The following is a 15,892-nucleotide window of genomic DNA, read 5'->3' as shown; positions in this document are numbered from 1 at the left end:
TACATCTACTTACCTGAACTAATCCCTACCCTAACTTGCTTAGATTGGATTTGCAGCATTGCTGTCATCTTGTTGTCATATTTGTTTGCCAAGATGTAAAAATCTGGGGATATTCATAAGTAGGCAATAAACCCTAGCCGTGTAATTTTTCATTAAACTGCTAGGGCAAGCATCTTGGAGCAAACAATATGATAGCAATAGCCAAAGAAAAACTGCTGGAACAACAGTGGCACCATTTGCCTGCGCCGGAAATTAGTAGTGAGTTAAACAGTAATTTAGAAACAGGTTTAGCATCTGCTGAAGTAGCAAAAAGGCAGGAGCAGTTTGGCTCTAACGAACTCAAAGGTAAAGCCGGGAAAAGCCCTTTGGTGAGATTTCTTTTGCAGTTTAATCAACCGCTGCTGTACATTTTGCTAATTGCTGGTGCGATTAAAGCATTCTTGGGAGAGTGGGTAAATGCTTGGGTGATTTGGGGCGTTACGCTAATTAACGCCATCATTGGTTTTGTTCAGGAATCCAAAGCCGAGAGCGCGATCGCTGCCTTAGCTTCCTCAGTAAAAACAGACACAAATATCATCCGCAACTCATCAAAAGTACAAGTTCCTTCTACTGAGTTAGTACCAGGCGATATTGTACTACTCACCTCTGGGGACAAAGTGCCAGCGGATTTGCGTCTCGTACAAGCGCGTAACTTGCAAATCAATGAATCAGCCCTCACAGGCGAGTCAGTTGCTGTTGAAAAAGACACTCAACCAATCCAGAAAGACGCACCTCTGGCAGAGCGAACCAACATGGCTTATGCTGGCAGCTTTGTAACATCTGGCACCGGACGCGGTATTGTGGTTGCTATTGGAGAGGCGACAGAAACCGGGCGCATTTCCCAGTTAATGGATCGAGGAACGAATCTAACAACTCCGTTAACCCGCAAATTTGATAAATTCAGTCGAAAATTACTGTATATCATTCTGGGGATAGCCACACTAACGTTTGTGATAGGGCTGGGGTATGGCAACTCGTGGGTGGCAATGTTTGAAGCTGCCGTAGCCTTGGCTGTGAGTGCGATTCCCGAAGGATTACCAGCAGTTGTAACAGTGACGCTGGCGATTGGCGTTTCCCGCATGGCTCGCCGTCATGCGATCGTCCGTAAGTTGCCTGCGGTGGAAACTTTGGGCGGTGCTACAGTCATTTGTTCTGATAAAACTGGCACTCTAACTGAAAATCAAATGACGGTTCAAGCTATCTATGCAGGAGGTGAGAATTATACAGTTAGCGGTGGTGGGTATGTTCCAGAAGGGGAAATTTTCTTACATGAAAAGCCAGTTAATTTAAAAGATTTCTCTGGACTTCAGGAATGTTTAAAAGCTGGAATTTTATGCAATGATTCGAGACTGGAAACAAAGGATGGGCAATGGAGTGTTATTGGCGATCCAACTGAGGGAGCATTAATTGCTCTCGCTAAGAAAGTAGGATTTTCTGAGGAAAATGTAGAACGGGAAATGCCCAGATTGGATGTTATCCCGTTTGAGTCAGAGTTTCAGTACATGGCAACCTTACATAAGGAACCTGGAGAGGTTGCTCAATCCAAAAGTCAAAATCAAAAATCAAAAATTGTCTATGTTAAAGGTTCAGTAGAAGCAATTCTTAATCGCTCTGAACAGATGTTGGATGCACGAGGAAATCTTACACCTGTTGATAAAAATGCTGTACATCAGGAAGTTGATGCAATGGCAACCGAGGGGTTACGGGTGCTGGCTTTTGCTAAGAAAAATGTCGATGTTAATCAGAATTCTTTAGAGCATACAGATATTGAAAATAATCTGATTTTTATCGGATTGCAAGGCATGATCGATCCGCCTCGAAGCGAAGCTATAAAAGCTGTGCAAGCCTGTCAAGAAGCGGGTATTCAGGTAAAGATGATTACGGGCGATCATGCAGTCACCGCACAAGCGATCGCTTCTCGCATGGGATTTAACAAAGATCGGGAAGTTCTGGCTTTCACCGGGCAAGAACTCACCCAAATGAATGAACAAGAATTGGCAAATGCGGTAGAAGATGGAGCCGTGTTTGCCCGTGTCGCCCCAGAACAGAAACTTCGTCTCGTTGAAGCCTTACAATCCAAAGGTGAAATTGTCGCCATGACAGGGGATGGTGTCAACGATGCACCCGCACTCAAACAAGCAGATATTGGAATTGCAATGGGGGGTGCTGGGACTGAGGTGGCGAAAGAAGCCGCTGACATGATCTTGACCGATGATAACTTTGCCTCGATAGAAGCTGCTGTTGAGGAAGGTCGTACAGTTTACCGCAATCTAATGAAAGCGATCGCTTTCATTCTTCCAGTAAATGGTGGGGAATCGATGACGATTTTGCTCAGCGTGTTATTAGCTAGAGAATTGCCCATCTTATCTTTACAAGTTCTCTGGCTAAATATGGTGAATTCCATCACCATGACTGTTCCCTTAGCTTTTGAGCCTCCATCTGGGCGGGTGATGCAACAACCCCCGCGCCACCCCAATGAACCCTTGCTTTCGCGTCGTTTATTACAGCGAATTCTGGTAATTTCTGCCTTTAACTGGATTGTTATTTTTGGCGTATTTGAATGGATACGGCAAACTACGGGAAATCTCGCTTTAGCCCGCACGATGGCAATCCAAGCTTTAGTAGCTGGTAGAATCTTTTATCTATTAAGCATTAGCAAACTCGGAAGCTCTATCATTGAGAAAATCAGTGGGAGAATTCAACAAATTAGCGATGCTCCAGCTATTCTTATTGGGATTATCTGCACTGTAATTTTGCAGATAATCTTCAGTCAGTGGAGCCTGATGAATAACTTATTCTATACAGCACCACTGAACATAAATCAATGGCTAATTTGCCTGTTGGTGGGTTTGCCAATGATTGCAGTAGCGTCCTTAGTTAATCGCTTTGACCCTCCTAACTAAGTCAGATGGAATACCCAAATGCTACGCCTTAACTAACCTACGCGGAATCCCCTCACCTTATCCGAACGGTGGATAACTGTAGTAGCAAGTAGGTGGGATTGAGGTAACGAAACCCAACGCTAATAGGAGGTTTGTTGGGTTTCGCTATTGCACGGGTCTAACCTACAATCCTCAAGAAAAATCGCTAAATTTGTGCTGAATATACTGGATAAATGGTTCAATGCTCAACTCTTTGCCAGTGACGCGCTCAACCAGTTCAGCAGCTGTATATTTGCTACCGTGCTGGTAGATATTTTCTTTGAGCCAATTGTGCAAAGTGTGGCAATTTCCTTGCTCAATTTGGGTGGGAATTTCTGGATTAGCTTTGAGTGCGGCTGCAAAAAATTGGGCGCTCATAATGTTGCCAAGGGTGTATCCTTGGAACATTCCCCCGATCGTGCCAGTGTACCAGTGGACATCTTGCATCACGCCTTCGCTGTCGTTTTTCGGAACAACACCGAGGTCGGATTTGTAACGCTGGTTCCAAGCTTCGGGAAGGTCGCGCACTGCGAGTTTACCTTCTAAGAGTTCCAGTTCTAAATCGAAGCGAATCATAACGTGCAAGTTATACGTTACTTCGTCAGAATCGGTGCGGATAAGCGATCGCGAAACTTTATTAATCGCCCGGTAAAATGTCTCTAGGGAAACATCACCGAGTTGATGGGGAAAAACCTCTTGCAGTTGCGGATAGAAGAACTTCCAGAAGTTGCGGCTGCGTCCCACCTGATTTTCCCACAGTCGAGATTGACTCTCATGCACACCGGATGAGGTTCCTCCAGCTAGGGGTGTCCCTTCATACTTAGGGTTGATACCTTGCTCGTACAATGCGTGTCCCATCTCGTGGATGGTGCTAAACAGTCCCTCATTCAGATCGTTTTCTCTGATCCGGGTAGTAATTCGCACATCTCCAATCGAGAAATTTGTCATAAACGGGTGCAGCGTCTTATCTTGTCGCCCCCGATTAAAGTCAAAGCCTAACTGTTCAATTAACTTGAGGCTAAAATCTAGCTGTTCTGCTTCCGAGAAACTTTGGCGTAAGCAAGTATCATCAGCTACAGGTTGGGAAACAATCGCCTCGACAATAGGAACCAGTTTTTCGCGCAATTGGGAAAAAAGCGATCGCATACTCGTTGCTTTCATCCCGTAATCAGCACCATCAATCAGCGGATCGGCGATATGGTCGTAGCCTGGGAAAAAGTTAGCATATTCCTGACATATTTCCAGTGTCTTTTCCAGATAAGGCTGCACGGCGGCAAAGTTATTTTCGCTACGAGCGATTGCCCAAGCGTTATAAGATGCGGTTCGATGCAGAGACATTTTTGCCATAAAATCAGCTGGCACTCGCACTGCGCGATCGTAGTTGCGCCTAGTGATGCGAATCAGGCTGGCTTCATCAGAATCGTAGGGCAAACTCTCCTCGTAGGAGAGTAAATCTGACAACAGTTGCCCTATAGTTGGATCGCTAAACTTAGTGTGGGCAATCTGTTGCAGAGTAGCCATTTGACGACCCCTTGCAGCTGCGCCACCAGGAGGCATATAAGTAGCTTGATCCCAGTAAAGTAACGAAGCAGCTGAGTAAATGTCGTCAACTTCGGTGAGGAGAGTTTTTAGTTCTTGAAGTTTAGGGTGAGTCTTTTGGAGAGTTTGCATGATTAGCTGAGGTATGCTTGTTTTGTATAATGTGACGCAGAAGAGCCAAGCTCAGACCAGCACCCCGTCTCGATTGTTGCTATCCTGTAGACTGCTATTTTGACACATTTTTCTGAGTTAGACAGCACTATTATCGCTGCAACAGTATTTCCTAAATTATTTTTTAGCATTAAAGGTTTAATTTTCTAACTTTCATAAATTATGATAAATTTAATTAAACCATCTTTATGAAAAACGAATAACCTATCTGATTTTCTATCATAACAAGTTTTAGATAACCTGGCTTTTCTTATAGCTGACAACAGACAAAAAGAAACAATCAACAAACGTAGTGTAGCTAGAGAATGCGGATTGTTTCTTTTTTAGCTTTACGTTTTAATTTTTAATTATACTAGGCATCTTTTAGCTAACCTAGAAATAAAAAGAGAAAATTCTATTTCTTGCGGCTTGATATCCCTAAGCCCTATATTACCCCTTAATGTCTCCAATCAAAAGCTGAAATCGCTTATTTTTACGCAGACAATCTAAATCTGGATCGGTTTTAGCCGCAGGTAGATATTTAGCACGATTTAATTGAATTGCTTGTTGCAAATAATCGACGGCTAATGTGACTTTTCCCTGCAAAGCATAACAGTAACCTTTGTTGTAAATTCCGTTAGCATGATTGGGATTAACTTCTAATGATTTATCGATACTTGTCATCGCATCTTTATACTTACCCAATTTTGTCAGGGCATAACCGCGATTATCCCAAGCTTCATAATTATTTGGGTCGCATTGTACAGATTTGTCGTAACAGGCGATCGCTTCCTTTATTCGCCCCAATCTCCGCAGCACTAAACCACGATTGTTCCAGGTGTGAGTCTCGTTTGGATCTATTTGTAGGGCTTTATCGTAGCAGGCGATCGCTTCTTGCTGGCGACCTAACTTAGACACTACCGTACCTTTGTTAGTCCAAGCACTTGTATGGTTTGGCTTGATTTCTATGGCTTTGTCATAAGCCGCGATCGCATCTTCATCGCCGCCCGAAACCATAAAACAGCAGCCCAAATTATACCATACTTCCGGGTCATCAGGATTAATTTTTAACGCTCTTTTATAACTAGAGATTGCCCGTTGATGTTTGCCTAAATTAACCAGCGCATTGCCGCGATTGCTGTGAGCTTTGTAATAATTAGGATTGATTTTTGTAGCTCTGTCATAGCAAGCGATCGCTTCTGGATTTCGCCCCAACATGGCTAGAGCATTACCTTTATTTGCCCAAGCTTCGTAATTGTCTGGTTGAATCTCCAGTAATCTGTCATAGTTAGCGATCGCTTTCTCATGCTGCCCCCATTCATCCAGTGCAATACCTCTGTTTAGCCATATACGAATATCATTTGGATTAAACTCAAGCGCCCTGTCAAAGCTATCAATCGATTCTTGATAACGTTTTAAATGTCCCAGTGCCAGCGCCCGACAAGCCCAGGCATCTGCATGATAAGATACTAGCTGAATTACTTGGTTAAAATAAGTAAGCGCAACTTCAAAGTTTTTTGCCTCTAAATAAGCTAAACCTTGACTAAAAAGATTTTTAGCTTCTTCTATGTAGTTTGTCATTTGGCGGCACCTACGCGCACAACGCTTTTATCTCAAATTCTATCGTTTGCTTCTAAAAAAAGAGCAGCGCAGTATAGCGTTTCTCAGTTGGGTGGAATATCTCACGGTTCTGACGTTCAGTCCACATCTGTAGGGACATGGCAATGCCATGTCCCTACAGATGTATGGCACCCAACCCTTGAATTGGTATCCTAGGGTGGACATCGAAAACTCCTTTTCTAAAAAGAGAGAACTTCCCTTTTCTAACGTTTTTAGTTTCTAGCCTGTGACTGGGAATGCCTACTATCAAGCTCTACCTGATATTATTTTATGGGAGGCAGAGCCTGCCATAATGGGTTTCTAGTCAGAGACTAGAAACGAAAAAGCAAAATTCAAACATACAAATTTGCTACATATTCCCCATAACCGTTGTAAGGGAGAGTCGGGCGTTTTTCCCATGCCAGCTTTGGCCCTTTACTGACAAATTTTTCGGTTGCTTGCGACCAGCGGGGATGAGGTTTTGTGGGATTTACATTCGCCTCAAAATCGTATTCATGCGAGTCTAGTGTGTTCCAAAATGTGGCGGGTTGAGTGTCAAGAAATTCGATTTTGGCGATAGATTTTGCGCCTTTAAAACCATATTTCCAAGGCAACACGGCTCTTAGCGGCGCACCGTGCTGTTTTGGCAGGATATGATCGTAAACGCCTACTGCAAAAAACGCTAATTCGTTCGCCATTTCATCAAGGCGCAAACCTTCAGTATAAGGCCAAGGTAATTTACCTAAGTGGAAGCTAGGGCCAGTGGTAATATTTTTGTCGTAATATGAGGTAAAACGAACGAATTTGGCTTGGCTGGTTGGTTCGACGGCGGCGATAAGCTCACGCATCCCAAATCCAATCCACGGAATCACCATTGACCACGCTTCCACGCAGCGAAAGCGGTAAATGCGCTCCTCTAGAGGAAATGTTTTCTTGATATCGTCTAAGTCGTAGGTGCGGGGGTTTTTCACCAAACCGCTGACTTCAACTTTCCAGTCATCGGTTGGTAATGCCTGCGCTGCGGGCCAAATCGATTTTGTGCCGCCAAATTCATAAAAGTTGTTATATTGTCCAGCTAGAGATTGGTCAGTGACAGGACGATCAACTGCTGAAAAAGCGGGATTTACATTTGCCTTTAATTTTGCTGTATTTAATGTTTTTTCTAGTGCCATGTTTTCAGAAGAATCATCGCAGCCGAGAATTGGCAGGATAGTAGCTCCCACACTGGCACCTATCAGCGATTTGAGAAAGCGACGCCGATTAAAAAATGCGGCTTCTGATGTTACTTCTCGTTCTGGAATTTCCCAGGATTCGGGTATGCGAATTATTGCCATTTGAAAGGTAAAAGTTAGTAGTGAGGATTAAAGTTAAGAGTTAGGATTTCAAGAATAAAGAACTCCTAACTCTTAAATCCTAACGCTTTAATCAGCACTCTTGACTTCTCATCTCAGCAGACAAGGGCTGGTTAAAAAGAGGTATATCCTTACGCAATTGTGGAATGCGAAGCTCGACTGAGTTAAATAATAGATCCTTAATAGGGATTTAAGCCAGATATAGATCCATCTGTGGCAGGGTCGAGCCTGGGAGCCTCAACCGTGCCACAGATGGAAATAATAAATAAAACAAGGGTTTAATCGCTTTCGGCGAGTATGAGAGCTTCAAACGGCTTTGAGGCTCGAATGTTGTCAAAATCTGAATCGTGTTTTGCCAGATGGCGGTATTTTTCTGGAGATAGACTTATGGCTTGTTCTAAGGAAGCGATCGCTATCTCAATTTGGCTAACCTTGGCGCTGTAACAAGCTTTGTTATACCAGGCAGTGGGATAATCCGGCTTAAGTTCTAAAGCGCGATCGCAACAGGCGATCGCTTCGACGTAGCGCCCTAATTTCCCTAGAGCAACGCTTTTATTAAACCAAGCTTTGTAGTAGTCGGGTTTAATTTCTATAGTTCTCTCGAAGCTGGAAATTGCCTTTTCATAGTTGCCCCAGTCACTCAGGGCAATGCCCCGGTTGTGCCAAGCATTGGCGGAATCCGGCTTAAACTCAATCGCTCTATCAAAGCTGTTGAGCGCTTCGAGGTATTTTCCTAAGCTGGATAGGGCATTTCCTCGGTTGTACCATGCCCAGTAAGCATCTGGTCGCAGTTGCAGGGTACGGTCGAAGCTCTTGACTGCTTTTTCATACTGACCCCAGTCAACCAGTGTAATGCCGCGATTGTGCCAAGCGGCGGAAGCGTCCGGATTGAACTCAATGGCTCGGTCAAAGCTGTTTAGCGCTTCGTAGTAGCGGCCTAATTTTCCCAGGGCAATTCCCCGGTTGAACCAAACCCAGGAGGCATCTGGCTGAATTGCCAGAGCGTTTTCAAAAGAAGCGATCGCTTCTTCGTGGCGACCTAAGTTTCCTAGAGCAAAGCCCCGCTGGGACAAGGCATCGGTATAATCGGGCTTACACTTCAGGGCGTTGTCTAAACTAGAGATTGCTGCCTCAAATTTTTCTGCCTGGAGCTGGCGCAATCCCTGCTGGAAAAAGAATTCTGCTTCGAGTTGTATAGTTTGTGTCATAGAATCTGGCATCTTTCTTTAGGATGATCTCATATTTATGATTCCCAAAACAATAACCTGACTCAACATTCCGGAAAAAAATTTTGGATTGGGGGTTGGGGGCTGGGGACTAAGGACTAGGGACTAGGGACTAGGCGCTGGGGACTAGGCGCTGAGTAAAATTCTTCCCAATCCCCAATCCCCAATTCCCAATCCCCAATTCCCAATCCCCAATCCAAAATCGGTCAGACATGGGATGATTTCATCTAAAAGAGGGATAGACAACGGATATGACTCAAACAACAGGTTCAACCTACCGGATTGAAAAAGATTCAATGGGAGAGCGGCAGATTCCTGAAACTGCTTACTATGGCATTCAGACACTGCGGGCGATGGAAAATTTTCCGATAAGTGGGCTGAAGCCTTTGCCTACCTACGTCGATGCTTGCGTGTTGATTAAGAAAGCAACTGCGATCGCTAACGGGGAACTTGGCTGCATTCCCGCCGAGATCAGTCAGGCAATTGTCCAAGCAGCTGATGAAGTCCTGGCTGGGAAGTTCCGCGATCAGTTTGTTGTGGATGTCTATCAGGCGGGTGCAGGAACGTCGCACCATATGAATGTCAATGAAGTGCTAAGCAATCGGGCGCTAGAACTGCTGGGGGATGAGAAAGGCAATTACAAGCGCGTCAGCCCCAACGACCACGTAAACTATGGTCAGTCTACTAATGATGTGATTCCTACAGCGATTAGAATTGGGGCGTTGGTGGCTTTGGAAAAAACACTTTTCCCTGCATTGTCGGATGCGATCGCTGCTTTAGACAACAAAGCTGAGGAATTTCAGGATATCGTCAAATCTGGCAGAACTCACCTACAAGACGCAGTTCCAGTGCGACTCGGCGAAAGTTTCCGCGCTTGGGCGCAAATTCTCTCAGACCACTTGATCCGCATAGAGCGAGCATCTGAAGATTTGATGATACTCGGTTTGGGTGGCTCGGCGGCGGGAACTGGACTAAATACCCATCCTCAGTATTGCGACCGCGTTGCCCAATTATTGTCAAGATTAATCGACCAACCCTTGCGCCCCGCCCCGCATCTGATGGCGGCAATGCAGAGTATGGCACCTTTTGTCAACGTTTCCGGTGCGATGCGGAACCTAGCGCAGGATTGCGTCAAGATATCCCACGACTTACGACTGATGGATTCGGGGCCAAAAACTGGTTTAAAAGAAATTCAGTTACCGCCAGTGCAACCGGGATCTTCGATTATGCCGGGGAAGTATAACCCAGTGATGGCAGAGATGACGACGATGGTGTGTTTTCAGGTGATGGGATATGACAATGCGATCGCGCTTGCTGCCTCTGCCGGACAATTAGAGTTAAATGTGATGATGCCGCTGATTGCTTATAACCTGATTCACAGTATCGAAATTTTGGGCAATACTCTAGCAGCACTCACTACACGATGCTTGGAGGGAATTACCGCCAATCGCGATCGCTGTCTCGCCTACGCAGAAGGAAGTCTCGCCCTCGTCACCGCCCTCAATCCTCACATCGGCTATCTTAATGCCGCTGCCGTTGCCAAAGAATCCCTCGAAACTGGCAAATCTCTAAGACAAATTGTCCTAGAACGAGGTTTGATGAGTTCTGAAGAACTAGCCCAAGTTTTAGACTTAGAGGAAATGAGCGCCATGCCAGAAGCCAAGATTAATTAGTTTTTAGTCATTAGTCAGTAGTCCTTAGTGCTGCCATAATAACTAATGACTAATGACTATCTAACCAGGAGTATTTTTAATGCACAGTCAATCAGGTGCAACACAATTAACCTTTCATTATATCGACGGTAACACAGAATCATTCACTATCTATGAACCAGCTGAGGCTATAGAAAGTCAGCAGGAAATGCGGCAAGAAGTCCGCCGTCTTTTAGATAAATCATGGTGGATTCTTCATCTGGCTGAAGAAACAGTTTTTATCAACACAGCCAATATTATCAAAGTTGAAGTAAAGCCTTCTATGCCTCACCTCCACGGAGAAGATGTTTTCGCCAATGCCGAAAGAGTGACTGCTTTAACTCGTGGCAACCGAAAATAGTTTTGAGTTTTGATTTTTGAGTTATTGATTCAAAATTTAAAATTCAGAAATTGAGTAGGCTGGGTCTTTGGAACGAAACCCAGCACTACAGGTTCTTTTAAGTTATACACGCTAGCTCAATCCAAAATTCAAAATGAGAAAATCTTCTGTTAGTTTAATTCGGGCTAATTCCTACGAACAGCAATTATTGCGGGAATCTGTGCAAAGCTTACTGGCACCATTAGGAGGGATAGAAGCGTTTGTAAAGGCAGGCGATCGCGTCCTACTTAAGCCTAATCTACTCACAGGTGGTCGTGTAGGCAATGAGTGCGTCACTCGTCCAGAAATCCTTCACTGCGTTACCAAACTGGTGCAAGAAGCTGGCGGTAAGCCCTTCTTTGGGGATAGTCCTGCTTTTGGTAGTGCGATGGGTGTGGCAAAGGTTAATGGTTATCTTCCCCTGATGGAAGAATTAAATCTGCCAATTGTAGAATTTCACGGCAAGCGTTACGAAACAGCCAACAAAGAATTCAACCATCTGTTATTGTGCAAAGAAGCATTCGATGCAGATGTAGTAATTAACTTGCCCAAAGTAAAATCTCATTGTCAACTAACAATGACAATGGGTGTAAAAAATCTCTTTGGTTGCGTACCCGGAAAAATGAAAGCGTGGTGGCACATGGAGGCGGGGAAAGATAGCGATCGCTTTGGGGAAATGTTGGTAGAAACCGCCAGAGCAATTAATCCCAATTTAACCATTTTAGATGGAATTATCGGTCACGAAGGAAACGGGCCTTCTGGTGGCGAACCGCGTCCTCTAGGCATTCTGGCGGCTTCTGGTGATGTATTTGCTCTAGATCGTGCCATTGTCGAAATGCTCAATGTAAATCCCCTTCAGGTTCCCACAGTCGCGGCTTCGATGAGATTAGGTCTTTGCTCAAATCTAGAGGCGATTGACTTTGTGCAACTGCACCCAGAAGATTTAAAGGTGCTGGATTGGAAACTGCCTACTAAGATGATGCCTATCGACTTCGCCATGCCTCGCGTGATTAAATCTACTTTCAGGCATCTCTACATCCGGTTTATCAAAGAACCCATGAACGCTTATGCTGGCAGATAAGTCAAGTTGAGGCGTATTCTGTAAAAGTTGTTACAGTAGGATACAAAATTACCAGGATAATCTATATTACCCTCCGATTGCTTAGGAAGACCGCCCTTACTCATGCTAGAGGCGGTTTTTTTCTGTCTAGACGAAATAACGCCGGAACCGAGGATCTAAATTGTCTGTTTTGCGCTGGTTGCAGGTAAGACAGAGGGTGTGTAGATTGCTGATATCGTTAGAACCGCCCCGCGCCAAGGGTATGATGTGATCGATGGTCAGGTTGGTTTCTAGCGTAGTTTTGCCGCAGCTTTGACATTGATAACGATCGCGTTCAAACACATACTTCCTCACTTGTGGGGGGATGCGAATTCTAGGCGTTTTAGTCATAAAATACTTCTGTAAACACGATCCCAGGCTGAAATGACTGAAACTACAGGCGCTGATGCTATTGATGTAGCGATCGCTAAAGGAATTGACTTTGACGGTTCCCCGATTCCCACAGCCAAACTTGAATTATATCAAAAAGTGATGGGTTTGGAAGCTGGTCGTCAGCGCAGCGGCGTATCTAATACCATGCGTTCCAGAATTGTTCGCATTGGTGCTAAGCATATTTCCCAAGATGAACTCAATCAAATGCTTTTAGATGCCGACTTTGCACCGCTGAAAGACAAAGAAGTAGCCTTTTACTACGGCGAAAAATAGCCTTAGTAATAGTAATTCTCCCCCTAGATGAATGAAAGTTTAGGGGATTTTTTTTATAAAATTTTATTCTAATTTTCTTGGTTGATCATTTTACGAAGCTCGTCAAGCGGCGAGTCTAATTGGCTGATTTCTAGCTCATTCCGCATTAGTGTTTCTTCTTCATTTTGCATTAGCACTTCTTTTACTTCAGGCTCATCAGGAATAAACTCTAAGGTGGTTTTTATTTTTACCTTACCTTTTTGCCAGCCACTAGCACCAATTTTAAGAATTTCACAATCTATCCCCTCTACAAACCACCTTTCGTTTGCTTTATAGTAATGGTGATTAATTATTATTCCTGTATCTATCTCTACTTGTTGTGATTTTAAAGATTCATATAGTGCATTAGCGATTGCACCTTTCAAGGAGTCTTGCAAAGCTTGTTTGATTTGCCTCACTTTAAACATATTATTTTTAAATGATAAAGCATCATCATTGTTACAATTTTGTAAAGGTAAATTATCTTCCATATCAATCTTCACCCTTGAAATTGAATTACTAATTATTGGAAAGCATCGTAACTTTTGGTAGCGAATATAATTCGCGGCTATATAAACAAAGTTCGCCTACACGAACTAATAGAGTTGAAACCCGCGCAGGCGGGTTTCGTCTGTGTAGCCGCGATTTCCAATCGCCAAGGCTATAAACTATGCTTCTGAATGAACAACCCCATTAGCAATCGCACTAACATGGGAATCCTCTAAATCAGAAACAATTAGAATAACATCAGATTGACCAATTACAGGCAACTGATGATCATACAAACCCATCGCCTGCAAACAACTATTAATCCCAGTCACGGCTGAATTATAATTTGCTACTTTTTGCTCAATTGCACTTTGCAAACGGCGATTATTGGCAATCTTTTCCTCAGCTTCTTGTTCTAAAGTTTGCTCTAAATAAGCACGAGCCTGAGTATATTGCTGCAAAATTTCACTACGTTGCTGGGTTGCCATTCGATCCAAATGGGTATTAAGTGCTTGATTGACAGTTGCAGGAAAATCGCGACTGATTGTAGCTTTAACTTTTGGCTCGAAGTCTAACTTCAATAGCTGACGAATTGCTGGCTCTGCTTCCACCATACTTTCACAACCGTAACTTTGAGAAGTTTGCAATAATGTCTGACGAAATTGATAAATTGAGAACGTGCCTTCATCGTAAAACCGCGCGCTTTCCCGTACATAGCGATTACACTCGTCACTCGCCGCAGCTTTGAGAACGTTCGTTACCTGTGTCTCTAAGGCTTTCAATTGTTGCTCAATTCCGCCATCATTGCCTAATAAACGATATAATTGTCGGTAATATTCAGACTTGCGAATTCGCTCTGTGAGGCGTTTAAACAAACTGGTAACTACTTGTTCAGAAGACTCTACCAAGATATCTTCAAGTTGATTCGCAAGGTAATAAAGTGCCTCGACTAAAACAGCAATCAAAGGTGCGGTAGAATTGCGGCGATGACTCCCGATGGCGCGACGATAAGCATCTGCAACCGAGAAAGTATCTAGCAACTCATCTAAACGACGAACCATCCGAGATTGCAACTGGCGAAAATCTGCCTCGAAAGCATCGCATTTGCCTGTGACAATTTGCTTTAGTTCTTCTGTGATATGTTCGAGAAATTCTTCGCCAACTTGCTGTAGTTCCTGATTTAGCCGTTGTAATTCTTGCGCTTTCATCGCCTCAATTTCGCGAGGCTGACTATCTAATCCTTGCAGCGTGGACTGATAATATTTCTTTAAGCTGATGCAAACGTCTTCGAGATCGTCAGCCAAACTTTTAAACAGTTGAGGACGTTTCTCTTTGGTAAGATACTCTGTAATAGCAGCACGAAATTCTTCAATACCACTATCTTGAATTAGCTGCTGAATTACGGGTGTTCCTTGTTCAGCGAGAATACGCACATAATTTTCATTTGGCGTTTCGTAGCTATTAACAGAAATCCGAAATTTGTTCGAGGGTAGTTTACCTGAGTTAGCGCAGTAGTTGTTAAACGATGTAACAAACTGTGGCGTTTCTTCTCGTCCGTCCAAGCCTTTGACACTCTCAGCAAAGATAGAATCTAAACCAAAGCGATCGCGTCCGCTTGTCTGTTTAATCTGACTGCCGTAAAATCCTAGTAAACCGCTAGTTTTGTAAACTCTGCTAGTATCCCGAAACTGAGCGCTAATCAGCTCGTCTAAACGTTGCCTTAACTGGCTATTGTACCAAGTTTCATCGATGCGGTTGAAGGCAAAAAATACGCGATCGCGTATCCCTGAATTTGAGCGCATTTTCTCCAGCAGTTCCGTTTCTTCCTTAGTCATGTCGCCAGCAGACGCGGGTTTGAGAACGCACACCACCGCTGAAGTATCCGGGTGTTCAATCTTAGCGTAGGTAAGTTGTGCGTCTTTCTCCACTGGCGCATCAATTCCCGGCGTATCAATAATCACATTGCCATCCTGCAACAGAGGATGATAACAGTAATACTCAATCCGCTTCAAAACCGCGCTATTGCTGCCACGACGAGCATAACCAGCAGCTTCCTTGAGATTAGAAAAGTTAAACTGCTCCATTGAATATGTAGCATTATTAACAGTATTGATGCGCTCGCGATTGGCGACGAATCCCTCCAGCAACAACATCAACGCATTCGCCTGTTTTGCCCGTTCAGACTTATCTTTACCACCCTCCTGCCTAATAATTCCCTGACATTGCTGATACAGTTGGTTAATAAAATCAGGTTGATTAATATTAGCAGCAGGAGGTAATTCCAACCCTTGTAACAAAGCACCCGCCTGTTCTCGAATCTCCGCCTCCGAGAGAAACGTCAGCACCACTCGTTCTTTATCTGGTTCGGCGTACTCAATTTTACATTCCGTACCTGTAGCGTGTCCCTCTGCACTGTAAAGCAATTCTCGTTCCAGCAGGGCATTAATTAGCATGGATTTACCCGCACTAAAAGCACCCGCAAACACAATTTCAAACTTCGGAGAAATAGCTTTACCGAGAGATGTCTGCACAGGTGTAACATCTTGCGATCGCAGCGACGGCTCCTGATGCAACAATTGTAGTATCTTCTCAACCTGTTCCTTCAGATTTTGACATTGAGGCGGCAAATCAGTCACGGTTTCATCCTAGGAATATAAATTAACACTATTCTAAAAATATTATCTAGTGGTAGGTATAGTAATATTACTGAGTAAAACCTTATCT

12 protein-coding genes are annotated in these 15,892 nt (G+C 43.9%); 5 read left to right on the top strand and 7 right to left on the bottom strand.

Annotated features, from left to right (window positions below; all coding sequences use genetic code 11):
• The first annotated feature begins 188 nt into the window (after positions 1 to 188).
• Positions 189 to 2,942 carry a cation-transporting P-type ATPase gene (locus H6F66_RS05370; RefSeq protein ID WP_190418971.1) on the top strand — a complete coding sequence of 918 codons (2,754 nt, stop codon included), beginning with the start codon at positions 189 to 191 and terminating at the stop codon, positions 2,940 to 2,942.
• A gap of 171 nt (positions 2,943 to 3,113) precedes the next feature.
• Here H6F66_RS05370 and H6F66_RS05365 read toward each other — a convergent pair whose 3' ends face one another.
• The 4 genes from H6F66_RS05365 to H6F66_RS05350 all read right to left on the bottom strand — a co-directional run bounded on the left by H6F66_RS05365 (position 3,114) and on the right by H6F66_RS05350 (position 8,808).
• Positions 3,114 to 4,631 carry a carboxypeptidase M32 gene (locus H6F66_RS05365; RefSeq protein ID WP_190418969.1) on the bottom strand — a complete coding sequence of 506 codons (1,518 nt, stop codon included), beginning with the start codon at positions 4,629 to 4,631 and terminating at the stop codon, positions 3,114 to 3,116.
• 468 nt (positions 4,632 to 5,099) lie between these two features.
• Positions 5,100 to 6,230: a tetratricopeptide repeat protein gene (locus tag H6F66_RS05360; protein WP_190418967.1), complete on the bottom strand. Its 1,131-nt coding sequence runs from the start codon at positions 6,228 to 6,230 to the stop codon at positions 5,100 to 5,102.
• 371 nt (positions 6,231 to 6,601) lie between these two features.
• Positions 6,602 to 7,582, bottom strand: coding sequence for a protein-methionine-sulfoxide reductase catalytic subunit MsrP (gene msrP / locus H6F66_RS05355; protein WP_190418965.1), 981 nt, complete (start codon positions 7,580 to 7,582; stop codon positions 6,602 to 6,604).
• 296 nt (positions 7,583 to 7,878) lie between these two features.
• Complete coding sequence (locus tag H6F66_RS05350) at positions 7,879 to 8,808, bottom strand: tetratricopeptide repeat protein (RefSeq protein WP_242023756.1); 930 nt, start codon at positions 8,806 to 8,808, stop codon at positions 7,879 to 7,881.
• A 269-nt stretch (positions 8,809 to 9,077) separates the two neighbouring features.
• Between H6F66_RS05350 and H6F66_RS05345 the strand changes: the two genes are divergently transcribed.
• The 3 genes from H6F66_RS05345 to H6F66_RS05335 all read left to right on the top strand — a co-directional run bounded on the left by H6F66_RS05345 (position 9,078) and on the right by H6F66_RS05335 (position 11,977).
• On the top strand, positions 9,078 to 10,499 hold the full coding sequence (locus tag H6F66_RS05345) for an aspartate ammonia-lyase (RefSeq protein ID WP_190418961.1): 1,422 nt from the start codon (positions 9,078 to 9,080) through the stop codon (positions 10,497 to 10,499).
• A gap of 79 nt (positions 10,500 to 10,578) precedes the next feature.
• Positions 10,579 to 10,878 carry a hypothetical protein gene (locus H6F66_RS05340; RefSeq protein WP_190418959.1) on the top strand — a complete coding sequence of 100 codons (300 nt, stop codon included), beginning with the start codon at positions 10,579 to 10,581 and terminating at the stop codon, positions 10,876 to 10,878.
• Between the two features lie 133 nt (positions 10,879 to 11,011).
• Positions 11,012 to 11,977: a DUF362 domain-containing protein gene (locus H6F66_RS05335; protein WP_190418957.1), complete on the top strand. Its 966-nt coding sequence runs from the start codon at positions 11,012 to 11,014 to the stop codon at positions 11,975 to 11,977.
• A 126-nt stretch (positions 11,978 to 12,103) separates the two neighbouring features.
• Here H6F66_RS05335 and H6F66_RS05330 read toward each other — a convergent pair whose 3' ends face one another.
• On the bottom strand, positions 12,104 to 12,346 hold the full coding sequence (locus H6F66_RS05330; RefSeq protein ID WP_190418955.1) for an HNH endonuclease: 243 nt from the start codon (positions 12,344 to 12,346) through the stop codon (positions 12,104 to 12,106).
• 33 nt (positions 12,347 to 12,379) lie between these two features.
• Here H6F66_RS05330 and H6F66_RS05325 point away from each other — a divergent pair, with 33 nt between their 5' ends.
• Positions 12,380 to 12,661: a DUF4090 family protein gene (locus tag H6F66_RS05325; protein ID WP_190418953.1), complete on the top strand. Its 282-nt coding sequence runs from the start codon at positions 12,380 to 12,382 to the stop codon at positions 12,659 to 12,661.
• Positions 12,662 to 12,729: 68 nt separating this feature from the next.
• Here the strand turns inward: H6F66_RS05325 and H6F66_RS05320 are convergent, their stop codons facing one another.
• On the bottom strand, positions 12,730 to 13,170 hold the full coding sequence (locus H6F66_RS05320) for a KGK domain-containing protein (protein ID WP_190418951.1): 441 nt from the start codon (positions 13,168 to 13,170) through the stop codon (positions 12,730 to 12,732).
• A 177-nt stretch (positions 13,171 to 13,347) separates the two neighbouring features.
• Positions 13,348 to 15,804 (bottom strand): dynamin family protein, encoded by a 2,457-nt coding sequence (locus H6F66_RS05315; RefSeq protein ID WP_190418949.1) that lies wholly within the window; start codon positions 15,802 to 15,804, stop codon positions 13,348 to 13,350.
• Between the last annotated feature and the right edge of the window lie 88 nt (positions 15,805 to 15,892).

Source organism: Trichocoleus sp. FACHB-6 (assembly GCF_014695815.1).
GTDB lineage: Bacteria > Cyanobacteriota > Cyanobacteriia > Cyanobacteriales > FACHB-T130 > Funiculus > Funiculus sociatus.
Note: the sequence above shows the minus strand (reverse complement) of the source record. Positions and strands in the feature narration are given on the sequence as shown.